At 43.0% G+C, this 16,738-nt stretch carries 13 protein-coding genes; 4 read left to right on the forward strand and 9 right to left on the reverse strand.

All coding sequences use genetic code 11. The annotated features are described in order from the left end of the window. Nucleotides 1–98: 98 nt before the first annotated feature. From HMPREF1535_RS03295 to HMPREF1535_RS03315, 5 genes are all read right to left on the reverse strand, one after another. Complete coding sequence (locus HMPREF1535_RS03295) at nucleotides 99–569, reverse strand: DUF5018-related domain-containing protein (RefSeq protein WP_046145291.1); 471 nt, start codon at nucleotides 567–569, stop codon at nucleotides 99–101. Nucleotides 570–587: 18 nt separating this feature from the next. Further along, complete coding sequence (locus HMPREF1535_RS03300) at nucleotides 588–2,516, reverse strand: RagB/SusD family nutrient uptake outer membrane protein (protein WP_046145292.1); 1,929 nt, start codon at nucleotides 2,514–2,516, stop codon at nucleotides 588–590. Nucleotides 2,517–2,529: 13 nt separating this feature from the next. Then, entirely contained in the window at nucleotides 2,530–5,667 is a 3,138-nt protein-coding gene (locus HMPREF1535_RS03305; protein ID WP_046145293.1) for a SusC/RagA family TonB-linked outer membrane protein, read from the reverse strand. A gap of 160 nt (nucleotides 5,668–5,827) precedes the next feature. Next, nucleotides 5,828–6,583, reverse strand: coding sequence for a DNA-binding domain-containing protein (locus tag HMPREF1535_RS03310; protein WP_046145294.1), 756 nt, complete (start codon nucleotides 6,581–6,583; stop codon nucleotides 5,828–5,830). A gap of 223 nt (nucleotides 6,584–6,806) precedes the next feature. Continuing rightward, the gene (locus HMPREF1535_RS03315) at nucleotides 6,807–8,174 is read right to left on the reverse strand and encodes a Gfo/Idh/MocA family protein (RefSeq protein ID WP_087880811.1); all 1,368 of its coding nucleotides are present in this window, start codon (nucleotides 8,172–8,174) and stop codon (nucleotides 6,807–6,809) included. A gap of 166 nt (nucleotides 8,175–8,340) precedes the next feature. Between HMPREF1535_RS03315 and HMPREF1535_RS03320 the strand changes: the two genes are divergently transcribed. The 3 genes from HMPREF1535_RS03320 to HMPREF1535_RS03330 all read left to right on the forward strand — a co-directional run bounded on the left by HMPREF1535_RS03320 (nucleotide 8,341) and on the right by HMPREF1535_RS03330 (nucleotide 11,643). Beyond that, on the forward strand, nucleotides 8,341–9,207 hold the full coding sequence (locus HMPREF1535_RS03320; RefSeq protein WP_082207490.1) for an AraC family transcriptional regulator: 867 nt from the start codon (nucleotides 8,341–8,343) through the stop codon (nucleotides 9,205–9,207). A gap of 82 nt (nucleotides 9,208–9,289) precedes the next feature. Beyond that, nucleotides 9,290–10,615, forward strand: a complete 1,326-nt coding sequence (locus HMPREF1535_RS03325; RefSeq protein WP_046145296.1) for a sugar porter family MFS transporter — start codon at nucleotides 9,290–9,292, stop codon at nucleotides 10,613–10,615. Between the two features lie 11 nt (nucleotides 10,616–10,626). After that, nucleotides 10,627–11,643, forward strand: coding sequence for a uroporphyrinogen decarboxylase family protein (locus HMPREF1535_RS03330; RefSeq protein WP_046145297.1), 1,017 nt, complete (start codon nucleotides 10,627–10,629; stop codon nucleotides 11,641–11,643). 124 nt (nucleotides 11,644–11,767) lie between these two features. Here the strand turns inward: HMPREF1535_RS03330 and HMPREF1535_RS03335 are convergent, their stop codons facing one another. The 3 genes from HMPREF1535_RS03335 to HMPREF1535_RS03345 all read right to left on the reverse strand — a co-directional run bounded on the left by HMPREF1535_RS03335 (nucleotide 11,768) and on the right by HMPREF1535_RS03345 (nucleotide 15,448). Beyond that, the gene (locus tag HMPREF1535_RS03335; RefSeq protein WP_046146381.1) at nucleotides 11,768–14,662 is read right to left on the reverse strand and encodes a glycoside hydrolase family 38 C-terminal domain-containing protein; all 2,895 of its coding nucleotides are present in this window, start codon (nucleotides 14,660–14,662) and stop codon (nucleotides 11,768–11,770) included. A 221-nt stretch (nucleotides 14,663–14,883) separates the two neighbouring features. Next, nucleotides 14,884–15,234 carry a lipocalin-like domain-containing protein gene (locus HMPREF1535_RS03340; RefSeq protein WP_244275562.1) on the reverse strand — a complete coding sequence of 117 codons (351 nt, stop codon included), beginning with the start codon at nucleotides 15,232–15,234 and terminating at the stop codon, nucleotides 14,884–14,886. Between the two features lie 25 nt (nucleotides 15,235–15,259). Next, on the reverse strand, nucleotides 15,260–15,448 hold the full coding sequence (locus HMPREF1535_RS03345) for a hypothetical protein (protein WP_007654690.1): 189 nt from the start codon (nucleotides 15,446–15,448) through the stop codon (nucleotides 15,260–15,262). 143 nt (nucleotides 15,449–15,591) lie between these two features. Here HMPREF1535_RS03345 and HMPREF1535_RS03350 point away from each other — a divergent pair, with 143 nt between their 5' ends. Beyond that, a complete protein-coding gene (locus tag HMPREF1535_RS03350; protein ID WP_046145298.1) occupies nucleotides 15,592–16,482 on the forward strand; it encodes an AraC family transcriptional regulator in 891 nt (296 codons plus the stop codon). A gap of 13 nt (nucleotides 16,483–16,495) precedes the next feature. Here HMPREF1535_RS03350 and HMPREF1535_RS03355 read toward each other — a convergent pair whose 3' ends face one another. Next, nucleotides 16,496–16,702 (reverse strand): hypothetical protein, encoded by a 207-nt coding sequence (locus tag HMPREF1535_RS03355; protein ID WP_244275563.1) that lies wholly within the window; start codon nucleotides 16,700–16,702, stop codon nucleotides 16,496–16,498. Nucleotides 16,703–16,738: the final 36 nt, after the last annotated feature.

Here is a 16,738-nt window from a genome sequence, read left to right on the forward strand (position 1 = left end):
ACAGGATTACTCTACAAATAAACGTTTTAAAGCATTGCCATATAAACTTTTTTTGAAGAATCAATCCTGTTTGACCGAATAATAATTGAAATTACCTTTTATTTTTTCAAACTCACAATTTCTATTGTCCAGTTCTTCTTTGTTCCATTTGCAGCCTCTACCACATAATTGTTAGGTTTGCTCCAATCACCAGGTTTACCTAATTCAACAGATCCATCTTTCGGGAACAAGCGTGCCGCCGTAGAAAGGCTCACCGCTACCACCAAATTGGACTTGGTAGACAAATTTGCCAATTCATCTTCCGGGAAATTAGCTGGGGTAGTTACTGATATTTTCACAGTCGCTGCTACCGGATCTATCTCAGACGTATAGGTCATATTGACATTCTTAACAATATTCTGGCCGGATGCCGGAGATACCTCATCACTGATATAGCGATAAGTAACTGCACTTACAGATGTGATATCCGCCTCTTCATATTCAGGCAAATCTTCCAAGCCTCCTGTCAGGCAAGACGAAAATGACACCATCACAATCGTCAAAAATAAACTATAAATAATTCTTTTCATACTCTAAACGATTAATAATTACCAACCTTCATTTTGTTTATCAACAATGCCATCAGCAGCACGTTTGTCAATTGCACCTTGCGGTATAGGGAACAAATAACGACGCGTCGTAAAATTTCGATTCCAACTATTTAGCAAAGTAAGCTGTCCTACACAAAAAGATTTCCTATCACTTGAAATACCGATTTTATACACAGGTGAATTCAAATCTTTTATCACATCTCCAGAGGCACGACCGTAATTACAAGCCCCACCATATTTACCCCATCGTAAATAGCTAAAATAAATGTCTCCATTTTCATAAGCCATTTCTACACGACGTTCACGCATATAATCCGTCCAAGCATCATCCAGAGTAGAAGCTTTAGAGGCAGGTAGACCACCATGCTTCATACGGGTAACATTTAACATTTCCACCGCTTTTGCCACATCGCCTTTCAACAAATAGGCCTCAGCCAAATTCATATACATTTCACCCAAACGGGCTATTACGTAATGGAAATTAATCTTCGTATCCACAAAAACGTTAGGTTCCCCCTTTACCATATTTTTACGCCAATAATAACCGGAGACTGTAGTGTACCATCCTCCATCTTCTTTTGTACGAACGCCTTGTGAAGCATTTCCTCCCAAATTCAATTCCATGGTTATGCCCCAAAAATCAGACTTGTCACGAATAATCGTAGCATCCATACGCTTGTCACGATTGTTATACATAATATCCGTAATCGTCCGGTTAGAATTGTTTTTCAATTTACCGACTTGTTTGAAAAGCGGATAATCCGTACGTCCGGTTATCAAATCATTGGCTGTCGGCAAATTGCGTATTTCTCCGTCAAAACGTTTAAATTTTTCAATTGAACCGACTGACAGGTTTTCAGCAGGAAGAGCCTCTACATTTTCCTTATATTGGGATGTTTCATACCAAGTTTTTGCATCTCCCGTTTTTTCATCAACAACCAAATATTGATCAACCAAATCTTGAGTAGGCCAATATTCTGCCCATCCCCCAAGTATTTTAATTGCCGGATCCGAAGTTCCATCAGCACTTCCCAAGGCCACATCGTCTCCAGCCAAATTAGGCAAAGCCAAAATCATCTCCTCAAAAGAACCGACCGAAGCATCCTTATCCAAATAATAACGAGCTAAAATAATCTCTTTATCAGAAGGTGCTTGGTCACTGCTGAACATGCCGCCATAATTATCCGTAAGCGTATAGGCCCCGGAATTAATGACTTCGTTGGCTGAATTGATTGCCACCTCCAGATACTTTCCATCTTTTGTATAAGCATAGGCTTGGAGTGCCGCACGGCTTCGCAAGGCCAAAGCTGCATATTTATTAGCCCTTCCCTCGTCCGAGGTTTCCGGAAGCCCTTCTACCGCCTTGTCCAAATCACTCATAACCAATTGATAGCTTTCCTCTACACTTGCTGTCAGCGGTGTTTTAAAAGCCTCACTATCATCCGGAGACAACACACGGTCTATCGGGACAAAACGCCCCATCTTACGGGTCATATCAAAGTACAAAGCGCCACGCAAAAAGTAGCCTTCTCCTATCAACTCTTTCTTTTGTAATTCGGTCAGCACTGTAGATTCCGCTACCTTTTCAAGAATCATATTGCAACGACGCTGTACACTGAACCGCCCGAATCCGTAATCCGTGTAAGCATCGAGCCCTGTTTCCGTTGCATACGAATTAATGCGGTTTTGCACTTGGTCACACTGTGCCCCGTTAGGAGTCAAAGATTCCCAACTGGCCGATCCTCCGGAAAAATATCCAAGGGTATTCGGATAGGTTTGTATCACAAATGCGTCAACCATCTCCTTCGAACTCCAAACCAACTCTTCGCTATAGGTTTCAAAAGGTTTTGTATCCATGACATCACACGAAACCATCAATCCCAATCCTAACAGTCCGGAAAGACCTACCTTTCTATATATATTCATAATTTCTTACTGATTAAAATCCAACACTTAAGCTAACTGCATATATTCTCTCATTCGGATAACCATACCGTTCCGTGGAAGACTCTTCCGGATCAAGCCCATACTTGATAGCATCCGATATAGTAAACAGGTTCTGCCCGGAAATTGCCAAAGAGGCTTTCGATATCCAATTCACATTCCTCAACAGGCGCTTGAAATCATAACCGAAAGAGAAGTCCTTCATACGCAAGAAAGCACCATTGACCAACCAAAAATCACTTGACACGTAATTGTTGTTGCCATTCAAACCGGCACTCGACATCAAACGGGGATAACGCGCATCCGTATTATCCGGACGCCAATAATCTTCCTGATAATCATAAATAACCGGGAATTCACCCGTCTGGCCACCATTCATGGCTGCCGTACCTGTGATATACATATCGAAGCGGCTGGCTCCCTGAAACAACATATTCAAGAAAAATCCCTTATAACCCAATTTGATATTGATACCATAATTAGCCCGCGGGAAACTGCTTTTACCCGTACGGATTTGGTCGGAACCATCGATCTTACCATCACCATTGAAATCGTAATACTTCAAGTCACCGGCCGTCAAATCGTAGGAACCAAGCCGTTTCACGCTATTGAACACATCATCTGCATCCTTGTAAAAGCCCTGATTCCGATACAAAGTGCCATAAAAACCTTTTTCCTGCGAATTTCGTTTATAAGGATTCATTACTGCTTCAATAGATTCATCCGGTTTGAACGCCCAAAGCTGGTCAAACTTCGTCACATTGGCAGATACGTCATACGTGAAATCACCAATATTGTCACGCCAACCCAAAGAGAAGTCAAAACCGGCACGACGATGTTCCCCATCTGTCGACACACGAGGCAAAGACATACCTAACGGATCCGTGTAACCTACATCTTTCTGGTTGGGTGCATACAAGAAACCATGTGTCTTATAAAAGAAATAATCAAACGATCCATACAAACGATTGTTTAATGAAGAGAAGTCAAAACCGACATCAAACTGATCAGTCGTAAACCAAGAAATGTTGGATGACGGAATACCTCCTTCAGAGAACCCCGGCACATAAGCACCATTCAGCACATACGCCTTATTATTCAATGAATAAGAAGTCAAATATTCAAATCGGCCAATATGGAACGGGTCATTCTCGTCTCCCCAGTTATCCAAACCTACCTGTCCGTATGAAGCACGTACTTTCAACTGGTTAAAGATATTTTTCTCCACAAGAGACTCCATAAAAGCCTCGTCAGCGACCGACCATCCCAAAGAAGCAGAGAAAAATGTACCCCAACGATGATCTTCCGGGAAATTATCAGAACCATCATAACGGAGACTACCCTCTACAAAATACTTATTGTCGTAATTATACTTCACTTGGCCAACCCATCCGGCACGTCCTACCTCACCTTCGCTACCACCGTTTTTCTGTGTGTCTTCCGGTCCCACATTAATCTGGTCTATCGGGAATTTATAATTTTCACGTTGCAACCAATAGGTATTCGAATAACCATAAGTCGCTTCATAACCTCCTAAAGCACTAACTGTATGCTTGCCAAATGTTTTACTATAATTTGCAAAAAATTGGGTTGTCCAAGTATATCCATATTCCGTTTTGTTATACAATCGGGGAAGCCCTGCATACATCGGTTCTTCCGAATCCCAAGCATAGCCTGCTCCATCTTTGCGCCACTCCTTAAACGCATTGAATCCATAACGGTAATTACCTGTCGCACTCAAATTAAGCCCTTCAACCCAAGGTACAGCCCATTCCAATTTAAGGTTGCCATTTATCATCTTTTCCTCCTTGCGTATATAACCGTTATCTTTTGCCAATTCCATAACCGGATTATTGGGGAAATAATAAGGTAAACCCAATTTATTAACACCTGGAAGCAAAGGGCTGGCGTTTTGTATATGGCCAAATATGTGATAAGGTTCTGAAGCCCCCCATGAATAAGGATGCGTCTGTTTTTGCAGATATCCGTCCAATGTAGCTGTAGTCTTCAAACCAATCGCTTTTATCAACGAACTTTGGCTCAAACGGAAATTGGTCCGCTGCATATTATGATTATTGCTCTTATACAACGACTCCTGATCCAAATGGCTCAAAGACATATAATAGTTATTCACTTCCGTTCCTCCGGTCATACGAATGCTGTGGGTACTTTGAGGTGCAAAGTGATTGAGTGCCAAATCCCTATAATTCGTATTGTTGTTTTGTAACGGATCACTGCCATCACGCATTTTCTGAATACGGTCGGCACTGAAAGCATCCGGCAACCCGTCATTCTGTTTTGCCTTATTGGCATATTCAGCCCGATCCCATGAATCCAAACGCTGTTTCCAATACGCAGGTTCAGCCAAACTCATATTGAAATTATATTCAATATACGCCTTCCCGTCTTTTCCTTTTTTGGTCGTTACCTGGATGATACCATCGGCAGCACGTGAACCATATACGGCTGTCGCCGAAGCATCTTTCAACAAACTTAACGACTCAATATCTTCTGATGGCATTTGAACAAAATCGTCGTAATTACGGATAACACCGTCAATAACAACCAAAGGCGTACTACCACCACGGATGCTGATTTGAGCTTTGTTGTTAATACCGCCTCCGGAAGTTTTCACGATTAAACCGGGAGCACGTCCAGCCAATCCTTTTGACATGTTTGTAATCGGAAGAGTTGCTAATTCTTCTGATTTTACCGATGAAACAGAAGCGATCATGGAACGTTTCGTTGTTGTACCATATCCTACAACTACAACTTCATCAAGAGCCTGCGTATCTTCTTTCATTACGACATCGAGAGTACCTGTTTTTACTTTTAATGTCTGTTTGACATAGCCGATACTTGAGAATACCAATTCCGCTCCCTCGGGAACATTGATTGAATATTTTCCGTCGATATCGGTAATAGTTCCTTTACCCGGATCACTTTTTAAGAAAATAGTAACTCCGATCATAGGTTCACCTTGTGAATCGGTGACTGTACCTGTAACCATTTTACTTTTTTGGTTGATTAGGTTTGCTTCTGCTTTCACAGGCACACCTTCACTCGCAAAAGAGGGAGCTGCAAAAAACAGTGATAGAGGAACCCAAAAAACTAATAGTGTTTTTGTTCTCATAATTGATATAATTTATATGTTAAAAAAGTCGTTTGATAGTTAGAGCCATGGTCAGACTCCATCGATTCCCTAGTACTTACTCCGCACATTCCTTACCGTTAACTCCCCATCGGAGTCAACGGTAGGGAAAGTACGGAGTAAGTACGGGTGGGCGGCCGTCCTACTCTATCTCCGGACGGTCGCCATCTTCATTTTTCTTTTCTCCCACATATACCGGCACAGATACCGAACGAGGGGATTTCAGAAACACACCTTTGTTTTTAGTATATTGCGTAGTAACCGTCAATTCATACTCGCCATCGCTCAATTCAGCAGGAACAATAAAAATCAGCTCCGACGGGTTATTGGTACTATACATTTCTTCCTCCACTTTGACAACCGTATCGTCAGCCTTGTTACGGAAAGAAATACCCACGGAAGGATCGTCACCCACCACCTTGATGTATGCGCCACGGACAACCAGGTTACGTCCCGGCGACATCCTGCCATCGGTCAAGCTCGTTTTCCGGTCTTCCGTTTCCAAGATATACATGACATCGTTCTTTTCACCCTGAATGACAATTTCGGTCTTGGCAATCTCTTCACGCAAAACCTTGTCTTGTGAAAATGCGACATAAATACTGTTCTTTTCCGGATTCCAACGCCCCTTTTCAATAAGTCCCAAGAAGCGGGGAACTGCATAAAACAAACCGGTATTCACATAATATCCGTTCATTAAAAAACGGGCAACGATCCGTTCATAAAGAGTTACGACATGAGTCAAAGTTTCCGGACGCAAGCCGGTATCTTCTTCCCTCATTTCTTTGTAAATGTCCTCCAACCCCACATGTCCGGCAGGATCAAGTATCAGAATCTTGTCATTCGGATCCTTGGTGACGCTGTTTGGTGCGATCCATCCTTTTAATTTGTTTTGCATAACAGATGATTTAATTGATTAATACTTTTATATAATAACCTTTTGTTACACAGGTATCTGTGTAACAAAAGATTGATCAATCTTTTGTTACACAGATACCTGTGTAACAAAAGATTGATCAATCTTTTGTTACACAGGTATCTGTGTAACAAAAGATTGATCAATCTTTTGTCGTATAAAAAACAAGACTTTACAATTTCGACAAAACCACAATTTTAAGTGCCTAAAGCTTCTCTATTGTCCCTTTCAATCTCGACAGCTCGCCTCTGAATCCCATCACATGACTTTCGATAGAGGCAGCTATACTACTGGTTAACAAAGATTCATCCTTTTTATCGACCGCCCACAACAAATCCCGGATCAGACGAAGGTCACCTCCGCCATGCCCGTCGTTGATATCGGTTCCCCACTTTTCTTGCTTTCCGGTCAAAAAGTCAGTCACAGTAAATGTTTGCATATCACCCACTACATCACCTTTGGTACCCATAATCCGTGTCCGTCGCCCACCGTAAGAGGTCAGAGCTTCCATAGAAAAAGCGGCAGTCACGCCATCCTCAAACTTCATATTCATAATGAAATGATCAGGCTGGTCATTATCCGAATGGAAGACACAACGACCGTAATCGGAAGTCCGCAAGTAAGACAATATCTGTTCGTCGCGCTGCTGTTTATCACCGCTCAGGTCGAATACGTACAACCACGTGTGCTTTTCATAATAAATCCGTTTAGCAGAAAAGGCACATTCACGTTCTATCGGGCAATCCAAACAACGCTTTGCCGCCTTCTGCGGAGCCTTGGATGCCTTGAAATAAGAGAGGTCACCGAAAGCAGTCACTTCTTTACACGGTTTCCCTACAATCCATCGTAAAATATCCAAGTCATGGCACGATTTGGAAATGACGGCAGGAGTACTCTTTTTAGAATTATTCCAATTACCCCGCACATACGAATGAGAGAAGTGGATACGTTCGATCGGTTCCAGGTGCTGGATGCTTACCAACTCTCCGATTTTTCCTGAATCGACAGTTTCTTTGAGTGCTTTAAAATAGGGTGCATATCTCAGTACATGGCAGATTGCCACGATACGATTATACTTTTGTGATTGTTTCAAAATGTCAGTACATTCCTTTTCCGTTTGAGCAGCCGGTTTTTCCAATAATACATGATACCCCATCTCTAAAGCTTTCATACAAGGGGCATAATGCAAACGATCCGGAGTAGTTATGAAGACAATATCCGCAAATTTCGGCTTCTTAAAGACTTCACTCCAATCTCCCAGGCGACATGATTCTTTCACAGAAAAGCGATCGGACATTCGTTTCCTGCGAAACTCGTTGATATCTGAGACACCTACGATTTTAAGTGAATTCGGAAACTTTTCTGCGTATTGGGCATAGACATTCCCACGCCCGCCGGCACCGATAATAATAGCGGTCAATGGTTTATTCAATTGGGCATCCAAATCATCCGCAACGGCCGGTATGTCTGTTATCGAACTGGCTTGTGCGGCATTCAATAATTCTGTCTGTCCGAAGATAGCCGTTGAAGAAGCTATCAAACCGGTACTTTTTAAAAATTCTCTTCGTTTCATGGTGTAACTAGATTTAACTTTTGCAAAAGTATAGTTACTAAATAACTTATGGATTCAAATAAATATTATAGCACTATTTTGAATGTTTTTTCAAAATAGATATACTCTACTTCTTCTTTATTCTTATATTTGTCCCCGTTACAGCCCATTAAATCCTTAAAAACAGATGAGAAACAGAGAAATCAGCCGCCTCGTTTTAAATATGAAAAGACATGGCATTGACGTTTTCGATGAATTCGGCAGATACAATTATGTAAATACGCAAACCATACTTCCCACCCATACCCATCCGGATATGATCGAAATCTGTTATTTGGCGAAAGGAAGCCAGGAATACTTTGTTGACGACAGTATTTTCAGATTATACGGTGGAGATATATTCATTACTTTTCCTAACGAGATACATGGTACAGGTGAGGTTCCGGAAGAAAAAGGGGTTTTATACTGGATGGTTCTGAAAAGGCCTCAAGAGGGTAAAGAATACCTGGGATTAAACTATTCGGATGCCTGTGAGCTTTTTTCCAGGCTACTGCTATTACCTAAGCGCCTCTTTAAAGGAGGTAGTGAATGTGAACGTTTACTCCTGAAAATCATATCTATCTACTTTCAAAACAAAGAGCCGCTAACCAAAATGGAGTTGAACAATTTGCTTGTGTCCCTTTTACTTCATATCATACATGCCGGTGAAAAAAACTCCGGCAGGACATACAGTGATCGCATAACTAAGATTGTCCATTATATAGATGAGAACCTTTTTGAAGTATTTGACTTAGAAACCCTTGCAGATAAATGTAACCTTTCCGTATCCAGATTCAAACATTCGTTTAAAGAAGAGACCGGTATACCACCATCTGAATATATAATCCGCAGGAAAATGGAGAAAGCACAAGAAATGATGAAAGAAGACAAGTTCTCTATCAAAGATATCGCCTATGATCTGGGATTTTCTTCACCGGCCTATTTCTCCACCGTATTCAAACAATACAACGGTTATTCTCCCACTTCATACAAAAAGAAAAGTACCTCCCAATAAATATTATTTCAAAATAGTGCTATAATACCGAATTTAAACGTAAACCTATTTAACGGAGTTATCTTTGTGAAAAAATAATTCCATGAAAACGCATATCTTATACTTTTGGATAGCCACCTTGGGCGGAATGCTTTTCGGCTACGATACAGCGGTAATAAATGGGGCTATGCCCTTTTTTACATCCTATTTCAATCTTTCGGATGCAATGGTCGGTTGGTCAGTCAGTTCCGGTCTTGTCGGTTGTATCTTAGGAGCCTCATTTGCCAGTTGGCCGGCAGACAGGCTCGGACGACGGGATAGCATGAAAATAGCTGCTTTATTATTCCTGGTATCCGCCCTGGGAACCGGATTTGCCTATAACTTTACGATGTTTATCATTGCCCGGATATTAGGAGGTATTGCCGTAGGAGCAGTTTCTGTCATCATGCCGATTTACCTTTCTGAGATTACCCCTGCTAAACATCGGGGAAGCTCGACCATCAATTTCCAACTGGGAGTCGTGGTCGGCATATTGGCCGCTTTCTTTGTTGATTACCTGCTGATCGATACAGGCGAATACAATTGGCGATATATGTTCCTCTCAATGGCTCTTCCGTCTCTCTTTTTCTTTACATTCTTACTGCAAGCCAAACGTAGTCCACGATGGCTCATTCAACAAGGACACATATCGGAAGCAAATATAGCTCTACAGGAATATAATTCGCCGGAAAACAGCATAAAGTCGATTCGGGAGATACAAGCATCACTCCATAAACAAGACAATAAGCAAGATTGTCCTTCCTTATTCAAAAAACCCTATTTGCGATTCATGCTAATAGGCATTGCAGTCGGTATTTTCAGTCAACTATCAGGAATTGCAATCGTCATGTATTATGCGACAGACATATTCAGGGCGGCAGGATTCTCTACCAACGCTGCCATAGGGCAAACTGTTATTATCGGGATAACCAACCTGGCTTTCACTTTATTGGCAAAGTCATTGATCGATAAAGTCGGAAGAAGAAAGTTGCTTCTTTTCGGTACGGCAGGAATGTCCGTAACGTTGGCTGTATTGGCAGCCTCTTATTTCAGTACAGGCTTTCCGGCATGGGTTTTATTAATGGCGTTAGTCTCCTTCGTAGCTCTCTTTGCTTCTTCTATGGGAGCGGTTTCATGGGTTTTGTTAGGAGAAATATTCCCCAACAATATCCGTTCACAGGGTATGTCCATCGGCTCATTATCCAACTGGATAGTAAACGGAAGTATTTCCTTCTTGTTTCCCATCGCAACCGGGGCACTTCCAAATGGCGGAGGATATTGTTTCGCTTTTTTTGCGATCACAACACTTACAGGATACTTTTTCTTTAAGAAATACTTGTTTGAAACAACTAATAAATCATTAGAAGAAATAGAATTAGAAAATTCATAAAAGAAAACAATATGACAGGATACGAAAGAATACAAGCAGCTCTTGCCGGCAAAATGCCGGATAAAACACCTATTATGCTGCACAATTTCATGATGGCCGTCAATGAGGCAGGATACACCATGGAACAATACCGTAACAATCCGAAGGTTATAGCCGAATGTTTTATACGCGCAGTAGAAAAATATCAGTATGATGGCATTGTTGTAGACATTGATACAGTTACACTTGCCGGTGCATGCGGGGTAAAAGTCGATTTTCCGAAAACAGAACCGGCCCGCTCTCATACTGGTATTTTATCCTCTTTAACTGAGCTGGACCAGTTAAAACCGGTCAATGTACAAAGCTATCAATACGCAAATATTTGGTGTGAAGCTGTAACTCTACTAAAGACCTATTTCAAAAATGAAATTTATATCCGGGGAAATTGTGACCAAGCACCATTCTCACTCGCCACAATGATCCGTGGTGTGGAAAACATGATGATGGACTTATGCTTGGAAGAAGAAAACAGGGTTTTCGAATTTCTGGATTATTGTTACGAAGCCACTTCCCAATTTATCAAAATGATGGCAGAAGCCGGTGCAGATATGGTATCCAACGGAGATAGTCCGGCGGGGCCATCCATGTTGTCACCGGATATGTATGAGAGGTTTGCACTCCCTTATGAAAAGAAAGTTTGCGATTATGCTCATCAATTAGGAGTTCCGTATCTATTACACATCTGTGGTAATACAGATATTATTATCGACCAAATGATTACATGCGGAACAGATGTATTGGAACTGGATTACAAAACAAACATCAATCGGGCTGAAGAAAAGATGCGTGGTAAAACTGTTTTTGCAGGCAATATTGATCCTGCCGGAGTATTGGCATTTGGAACACCTGCATTGGTCAGAGAAAAAACAATCGAATTAATAGAAGTATTCAAGAACAATCCCCGATTTATACTGAATGCTGGTTGTGCCATTCCTTCTACAACTCCTCCCGAAAATCTGTTCTCCATGATTCATACAGCACGAGAATAAAATAAATACTTTCAGGGAAAAAACAGGACAATAGTGTTAGGTCTCCCCACACTACTGTCCTGAATAGAGTAACACTACTGTGCTACCCCTGCTAGCACTACTATACTATCCCTAAAAACGCTTCTTAGTATTCCAATCTCAATGTCATTTGTCCGTACGGAGCCATCACCAGATTGCCGTCGGTTTGCTCTCCGGCTATCTCTTCCCGGTCACAGACAGAAATACGCACCGGGACCTTTTTAGGAAAAGACAGTTTTACGCTTTCCTCCTTGTCGGACAAAGAACGAAGGCGGACGATCAAAGCACGATCGTTTTCCTGTGATTTGATAATCGTCGAGTACACTTTCCGGTTGTCGACAGCTATCAATGGCTCGACCTGCGGATCTTTATCTGCCGTAACGTATACCAGCGGTTGCGATTGTTCTATTCCGAAGCGGTTCGCTTCCACCACATCGTAAGCTTCATGCGGATACAAACGGTAACGGAATTGGACAGGACCCTCTTGAGTCAACGGGAAGTTCGTATGCCAGTGGTTATTCATCACCCAGGAATAAACGGTTGAACTCGGTTCGAGCTTCTTCAGCCAATTTCCCTTGTCTCCCCAACCGAGTGCGATGTTTGCCGTACGGTTACCATACTCAAAGAGAGGAGCATCCAACGAGCACCAAGTCACGCCATGAGTCGCATTCGATACGTCCAGCCACCGTTGCATCGCAAGCCAGTTACGGTTACCCTGCGGCCACTGGTCCTTTTCCACTTCCATCACTCCCCAGGGAATATCGACACGGGTCTTTGAGTCTGGCAGATTAAAGGCAAAGCCAAAATGAATGCCGTCTTTCTCCACCAAAGGCAATTTATCCACGACATTGGAGATTTCCACCCACGGCTGGCCTGCCAACAAACGGACAGAACGGGAGACGCTCCGGCAACCGGTTGCTTTCGATGCCACGCGCAGTTCTACAGCCAAAGGACCTTCTTCCACTACGGAAACAGATAATACCGTATCCGCCTGCGGAGCATCCACATTTGCCGGCAACCAGGAGAATGTATTGGCCCCCTCGCCGATATAGTTATATTCAGCACCTTTCTTCAATAAAGAAACAATATTACCGGTTGCCTGGTCCACATGAACCGTCAGACAATCGTTTTCCAGTGTCGTTCCCTCTATTTTGCAACTGCCCGACAAAGAACATTTGCCTTCCACAACCCGAAAATGACGGGAACTCAATGCTGGTACTTCCGGGACATAGAACAACAGCTCACCGGTAGAAAGGCGTTGGGAAAGTACCTCTTTCCCATGCTGGTCGACCACTTTATCCCCTTTCAAACTCTCCTTTGCCGACAACCGGATCACACCGCTCTGCGGCCATGAATGCGTATTAAAGACGGCGATACCTCCATTGGAAGGGCCTTCCTTAGGCCCCAGTGCCCCATTCGACTTATCTGTGGCAGGAGCCAGCGATTCATCCAGCATATCGATCGAGCGATCTTCGGCCTCATGGAAGTAAGACTGCTTCACTTTCCAGATGGCATCCTGGAAATAGGGTTCGGTCGGGTTCTCGAAGCACCAGGTATGTTCCGAACCTAAAAGGATATAACGCCAAGCCTCATCGAAATCTTCACGTGGAGCTTTCCCGCCATCTGCCAGCATGGACCAGATTGTTTCCGCTTGCGTTAACCGCTCTTTGGCATTTCGGTTTTTAGCGGTCAGCCCGGCTGCCGTACCTAAGCCGTCCGTCCAATATTCCGTATAGTCGCCGGATACGACCGGCAACTGGTCTCCATATTTATCCTCTATCATCGACATGATTTCGTGGCCACCACAAATACGAATCTTCGGATAGGCATATTTTTCATTCCACTCCTTCACCGCAAAAGGGATATCGGCATCCAAGGGATTGTTGTCCCACAAGGACCAGGAGAACAAGGCAAAATCGTAGGGGTAATTATCTTTCTCCATAGACTCCAACTGCCTGGTAAAGTCTACATTCGCATATCCGGTACGTATTACTTTCGGAACCTTTTCCGGATCACGTTGGCCGAACCACGGACGTCCCGTCTCTCCGCCTTTTCCCATACTCCCGCTATTGGCATAACTGCCAGGTTGGAAAAACAATACTTTCGATTTTCCATCCGGCCCCAACCACCAAAAAGGCTTACCATCCATATTGGCATGGGCATTTCCCGCCCGGTCGGAATTAGGCCAGGAAATGATATACCGAACTCCCTCCTGTGCCATTACCGGAACAAGTCCCCACGATATGCCCGGAATATCGAACTGTTGGAAAACGTCTGCTGGTTGCCCGCTTAACCGTTGCATTTCCCGCGTAAATTTAAAAATGTGGAACATCTCTTCATCTGTACAAATGCTAGTATTCAGGTTCAGATAACTGGCATCCACACACATTTGCCCCTTCTTGATTGCATCTATGACCCCATCCCGCATCTCCGGATTGGATTGCCATAAGCGTTCGAGCGGCCATCCAATTTCGGGGTTCCACACATAGCGGGCACCCTCCGGATGGCTCTTCGTCTCTTCTGCAAGTTTTATCCCTTCAATGATATTATTCTTGTGAAGCTGTTCTACGTTCTTATGCGTATTGGTATATCCTATATCTACGTGGGCATGGTTGTACAAATAAACATTCCAATGACGCATAGGCGTAACACTGACTTTTTGCTTATACACCTTATCCGCCCCACGAAGAACCAAGGTGACTTCCGACTTCTTCCCTGTAGGTACCGTGGAAGGTAACAGAATTTCGACCTCCGTCGAATCTTTCGCATTCAATGCAAAATGGTTCTTTTCTGTTTTTCCTTTGGCTATCACATCTACGGAAAGCTCTCCTTTCAGTTCCTTTCCTTTCAATTTAACCGTCACAATACGCCCGGGAGTTCCGTCCGCCCTGTAACCATAGAGAGGACGCACCACATAATCGACTGAAGACGGAACAACATCTGCATAAATCACAGAAGATAATACAGATGCAAACAAACAATAAGCTATTTTCTTTTTCATTGTATTCAATTTAAAATCAACGACATTCATTGCCAACAATTAGTTTAGCATACAAATAAACCTATCTTTTATTTCCCGATCAATAGACTTTTTAACGGTTTATTTGCATTATCTTCTGATTCTTGCAGTTTTTAATCAAACAAGCCCCTCCTACTGGTGCTAACGTCTGTTTCAATGAGACAGAATTTCAGGTTGTAATTATATCGTTTCTTCCTCTGACTCTAGTTTTGTCTCTGATATTTTATAACTAAATCTCCTTTTTTCAACACCAAATTCTCAGTCGTAAGCTCTTCTATCTGCAATGTGTCCGAAAAAGATATAGTCTGGTGGTTACCTATACTTTTACCCGACAACACCAGTTTATCTCCATTTTTCTCCCAAGACTCATAGTGCAGGGTGGCCATATTGATGGAAGTAGCCCTCCCCCCATTCTCTAACGTAACACCTTGTACCATCTCAGGCATACCGGGAACAGGCTCGATCCAGGAACCTTCAATCTGCACATTGCTGCAAGCTGCCAAACCGACTACAGTAAAAAGAGTAAACACACCTTTTGATATATTCATCATCATAACATCATATTTAAATAATTCAACTTTAAAGCATTTTGAAATGCTTCATACTTATTACTTTTTCCAAACGGTAGATAAGATCACCTTTATCCGACTGCCCGACCTTTACGGACAGACTGCCATCGGGAGATTGCAGCACATACTTACTCTCTCCGCAAGCTGCAACTACCAATAAAATAAACACTGCAAATATTGAATATTTTCTTTTCATCATACGATCTTCCCCTTATTGTAAGCCACACTTTAAGTAAGGTACAAATATAAAGTCCTACCAACCTATAAAAAATAGCAAAATCTTGTCTTATTTGTGGATTATTATTGCTTATTTTATGCTGTGAATAGCGAAATACATGAAAAATGGCAAAAGTAGAACTAGGATTTTCCGGCGAACGTTTCATCTATCTTCCTATCCCGATGATCGATCTGATGGAAGATAGTCCACTGACAAGTGACTTGTATCTTTATTCGATGGGATACTTCTCAAGGGCTTCCCATCATTATATCAACCGGCCAACCGGATGCGATGAGTTTCTTTTCATCTATTGTAAGGAAGGATGCGGCTGGATAGAGTTGTACGGGAAACGGCAAAATCTGGAGGCTAACCAGTTCATTATCCTGCCCCGGAATATTCCGCATGCTTACGGAGCCGATGAGACCAGTCCCTGGACGATCTACTGGATTCATTTCCGGGGAAGCAAAGCCCCTCTTTTCTCCAGCCGTTTCGATAAGCCGACGACGGTCTCTCCTTCCGCCCAGTCACGCATTGAAGAACGGCTCGACCTGTTTGAGGAGATTTTCTTTACGCTGAACGAAAGTACCTCTATGGATCATATGCATTACGCCAATCTGTGTTTTGCCCATTTCCTGGGTTCTTTCCTGTTCATCGATGTCTACCGGAATAACTTCCGTCCCAAAGAGTATTCTGAAAATGTGATGAACCGCGTCGTACATTTTATGAACGATAATATCGAGAGTAACCTCAAGCTGGCCGATTTCGCTAATTTCTGCGGATATTCGGAATCATACTTCTACCGCAAATTCGTTAAGGAGACAGGCCACTCCCCTATGGATTATTTCACACGCCTGAAAATAAACAAAGCCTGCAAGTTACTGATCCAGACTGATATGAAGGTGAATCAGATCGCTCACAAGCTCGGTTTTAAAGAATCTCAATATTTCTCCCGCACATTCTCCAATGTGATGGGGCTTTCGCCGATGGAGTTCAGGAGGCAGAATTTCAGGTTGTAAATATACATTCCTTTCAACAGAACAGTTTCACCGCCACTACCCCGATCAACAGCCACCCCATCAAATTACCAGCCGTGGTTGCCGGAGGAGGTTCCTCTAATGCGGATTCTGCGGCGTATGGGTCCCCGGACGGATGATCGACAAGATCGCGCCGATGGCTGCCAGCGCCACCTCCGTCTGCTTCAGAAGAAGCGACAACAGTGCTATCAGCGCCAGCCACGGGATCGCCTGGGCAGCTGTGCCTCCCTTTCAGGCC

This window comes from Parabacteroides goldsteinii DSM 19448 = WAL 12034 (assembly GCF_000969835.1).
In the GTDB taxonomy this organism is placed as follows: domain Bacteria; phylum Bacteroidota; class Bacteroidia; order Bacteroidales; family Tannerellaceae; genus Parabacteroides; species Parabacteroides goldsteinii.

Excerpts from the sequence above, each read along its gene's own strand:
- HMPREF1535_RS03295 (WP_046145291.1), bottom strand. The coding sequence starts at position 569 with ATGAAAAGAATTATTTATAGTTTATTTTTGACGATTGTGATGGTGTCA.
- HMPREF1535_RS03300 (WP_046145292.1), bottom strand. The coding sequence starts at position 2,516 with ATGAATATATATAGAAAGGTAGGTCTTTCCGGACTGTTAGGATTGGGA.
- HMPREF1535_RS03305 (WP_046145293.1), bottom strand. The coding sequence starts at position 5,667 with ATGAGAACAAAAACACTATTAGTTTTTTGGGTTCCTCTATCACTGTTT.
- HMPREF1535_RS03310 (WP_046145294.1), bottom strand. The coding sequence starts at position 6,583 with ATGCAAAACAAATTAAAAGGATGGATCGCACCAAACAGCGTCACCAAG.
- HMPREF1535_RS03315 (WP_087880811.1), bottom strand. The coding sequence starts at position 8,174 with ATGAAACGAAGAGAATTTTTAAAAAGTACCGGTTTGATAGCTTCTTCA.
- HMPREF1535_RS03320 (WP_082207490.1), top strand. The coding sequence starts at position 8,341 with ATGAGAAACAGAGAAATCAGCCGCCTCGTTTTAAATATGAAAAGACAT.
- HMPREF1535_RS03325 (WP_046145296.1), top strand. The coding sequence starts at position 9,290 with ATGAAAACGCATATCTTATACTTTTGGATAGCCACCTTGGGCGGAATG.
- HMPREF1535_RS03330 (WP_046145297.1), top strand. The coding sequence starts at position 10,627 with ATGACAGGATACGAAAGAATACAAGCAGCTCTTGCCGGCAAAATGCCG.
- HMPREF1535_RS03335 (WP_046146381.1), bottom strand. The coding sequence starts at position 14,662 with ATGAAAAAGAAAATAGCTTATTGTTTGTTTGCATCTGTATTATCTTCT.
- HMPREF1535_RS03340 (WP_244275562.1), bottom strand. The coding sequence starts at position 15,234 with ATGATGATGAATATATCAAAAGGTGTGTTTACTCTTTTTACTGTAGTC.
- HMPREF1535_RS03345 (WP_007654690.1), bottom strand. The coding sequence starts at position 15,448 with ATGATGAAAAGAAAATATTCAATATTTGCAGTGTTTATTTTATTGGTA.
- HMPREF1535_RS03350 (WP_046145298.1), top strand. The coding sequence starts at position 15,592 with ATGGCAAAAGTAGAACTAGGATTTTCCGGCGAACGTTTCATCTATCTT.